Origin of the sequence: Hydrogenimonas sp. (assembly GCF_029932565.1) — a bacterium.
Lineage (GTDB): Bacteria > Campylobacterota > Campylobacteria > Campylobacterales > Hydrogenimonadaceae > Hydrogenimonas.
Genome location: NZ_JAOZPV010000126.1, coordinates 241 through 2,805, shown reverse-complemented (window position 1 = coordinate 2,805; position 2,565 = coordinate 241). Strand labels below are relative to the sequence as shown.

The 2,565-nt window shown below is 56.6% G+C and carries 4 protein-coding genes; 3 read left to right on the top strand and 1 reads right to left on the bottom strand.

Annotated features, from left to right (window positions below; translation table 11 throughout):
• On the bottom strand, positions 1-231 hold a 231-nt coding region (locus tag Q1K24_RS09730; protein WP_300369533.1), incomplete at its 3' end, for a hypothetical protein.
• Positions 232-302: 71 nt separating this feature from the next.
• Here Q1K24_RS09730 and Q1K24_RS09725 point away from each other — a divergent pair.
• From Q1K24_RS09725 to Q1K24_RS09715, 3 genes are all read left to right on the top strand, one after another.
• Positions 303-1,640 carry a TM1812 family CRISPR-associated protein gene (locus Q1K24_RS09725; protein WP_300369530.1) on the top strand — a complete coding sequence of 446 codons (1,338 nt, stop codon included), beginning with the start codon at positions 303-305 and terminating at the stop codon, positions 1,638-1,640.
• Between the two features lie 57 nt (positions 1,641-1,697).
• Complete coding sequence (locus tag Q1K24_RS09720) at positions 1,698-2,387, top strand: VWA domain-containing protein (protein WP_300369526.1); 690 nt, start codon at positions 1,698-1,700, stop codon at positions 2,385-2,387.
• Positions 2,372-2,565, top strand: a 194-nt coding sequence (locus Q1K24_RS09715; RefSeq protein WP_300369523.1) for a protein phosphatase 2C domain-containing protein, incomplete at its 3' end; no start/stop codon positions are given. The genes Q1K24_RS09720 and Q1K24_RS09715, both read left to right, overlap by 16 nt.

Sequence of the window (2,565 nt, the reverse complement as noted above, 5' to 3'; positions counted from 1 at the left end):
CTCTGTGTCGTAGAGCAGCCCGTCGAAGGTCACACCGATCCGCCTCCCATTCACCACCACTTCGGGAAAATGGTTTCTGTCGGGGTCGGGCATCATCGCCTTTCTGAAGCGGTTGATGAAATCGTAGTAATCCCATTGAGAGCTCCGGCTCTCCCTGATCATCGTTTTGAGTGTTTCGATCTCTTCGAGCAGAGTATGCGCCCAGTCAGGCATGGGTTTACGACGATCCATCAACGGCTCCTGAGGTGAATATCGTTATAATCGTATTCTATCGCAATGACAAACTATGACAAGGAAGTGCTGTGACCATCGTAACATTTCTGGGGATGATCGGCGTTGAAAACACCAAGGAAAGGTGGAACGTATCAAGCAAGCGTGCGGAGTACCTTTTTTCTCCCTCATTGATTCACGCACTGGGGCTTTCTCACGAACCCTATACATATGAAAACATGCTGCCCCTGCTGCTGCAAACATTCCCCGACACACGCGTCGTCGCCGTAGGCACGCCCCTCTCTATCGAAGCCCAGAAGGCGCTTCTGGGCCGCTGCCGGCCTCATCTCGATCACGACTATGAAAAGGTGTCTCTCGACGATGCCCATGACTATCACGCCATTTTCAGAAAACTGGGAGACCTGCTGGAAAGCGACGAAGAGATCATCGTGGACATCAGCCACAGCTTCCGCCACATTCCGGCGCTGATGATGGTGGACATGATCATCGCCAACATCAAAAACCCCGGCAGAATCCGCCACATTCTCTTCGCCAAAGAACTCGAAGCGGGCAAACGCTACCGCATCATCGACCTGCGCGAATACCTGACGCTGGCCAACGTCTCCTACGCCCTTGCCAGCTTCACGAAAAACTACACCATCGCCACCACCGTCAAGACCGTCGACGAAATCTACCAGGCCCTTCTGAACGATCTGTCCCGCTTTGGCGAACACATGCTCGCCAACTCCTTCGAAGCGCTTCTCGCGCCCGACAGGGGGAACCCTCCCGTCGCGCAATCCATCCTCGACGTGATAAAAACGGTCAAAACCCATGACAGGCTCAAAGACGTAATCCACCCCATCGAACCCTACCTCGACAACATCGCAGAACATATGATAGAAGTTCTCGCTCAGGCCGAAAAGCCGATGGACGAACGCTTTCTCTTTTTCGCCCGGATGATGTTCGACAAAGGCTACCTGCTCAACGCCCTCACCCTGCTGGACGAAGCGGCGGCCGCATACTGCGTCGAAGCGTTTCGCAAGCTGCCCTCCACAGCCTATGCCGTTGAAAGATTCGATGCCGCCATACAAAACAGAGACAACCCCAAACTCTACAACCGGTACGAACTGACCAATATCGCAAAAAACGTCGTCAAGCTCGGAAAATTCTACAAAAAAAATCTTTACCGGAACGACGACGCGACGATCATGGAGCGATTTATCGAAGCGGCACGCGACCATGTCAACGGCCACTACTGGCAACTCAAAAGTCTCAGAGACTTCCTTTTCTCCTGTGACGACACCCGCAACAACCTCGCCCATGCCAACAGCGACAGGCGGCTCGACGATGCACGCAACGAAATCCAATCGCTTTTCATTCGTTACGAAGAGGTATGCTACGAAGAAGATCCACTTCAGAGGTTTCGCTGACACGTTCTGACACTCATTGATTCTACAATGTCGGCAACTTTCCCCGAAGGAGCCGACATGAACACCTCGTACAACAACGCCATCGACGACTTCATCCTCGCCCAGGAGGAGCTCTTCGAAAACCCCGATCCCCGCCTGCCAGTCTGCCTGGTGCTCGATGTCAGCGGTTCGATGATTGGCGCGCCGATCGCCGAGCTGCAGCGGGGCGTCGAGACCTTTTTCGAGTCCGTGCTCGCCGACGAAGTGGCCCGCGGCAGCGCGGAAGTGGCCATCGTCACCTTCGGCGGTGAAGTGGCGGCCCCCCTCGATTTCCGCGCTGTAGAGAACCAGAACATTCCCGTCCTGGAAGCCGGAGGAATGACGCCGATGGGCCAGGCGGTCGAGACGGCACTCGGGATGCTCGAGGCACGGAAATCGGAATACCGCAACGCAGGGGTGGACTATTACCAGCCCTGGATGGTCCTGATGACCGACGGTATTCCCACCGATGACATCTCCGACGCTTCCCGCCGTATCTCGGAACTGGCCGAATCACGCAAGATCACGGTCTTCCCCATCGCCATCGGAGACGCGGACACGGAAGTACTCGAGCGTCTCGGAGGCGGCCGAAAACCCCTCCGGCTTCAGGGACTCAGGTTCGCCGAGTTCTTCACCTGGCTCAGCCGTTCGGTGGCGAAAGTCTCCCAGTCTATCCCGGGCGAACAGGTACAGCTTCCCGAGGGGCTCGAATCGTGGGCCGCGCTGTGACCCTGATTTCCGCAGCGAGGCTCACTGGCCGCACCCACGATCGCTGCGACGACCGTTTCTTTTTTTGCAGAGACTCCCACTGGCATATCGCCGCGCTCTGCGACGGCGCCGGATCCAGACCCCTCTCGTCCGAGGGAGCGAAACTGGCCAGCCGGGACGCCTGCCGCGCAATACCCGA

Bases quoted from the DNA above. Each gene is read 5' to 3' on its own strand.
- Q1K24_RS09720 (WP_300369526.1), top strand. From the start codon at position 1,698: ATGAACACCTCGTACAACAACGCCATCGACGACTTCATCCTCGCCCAG.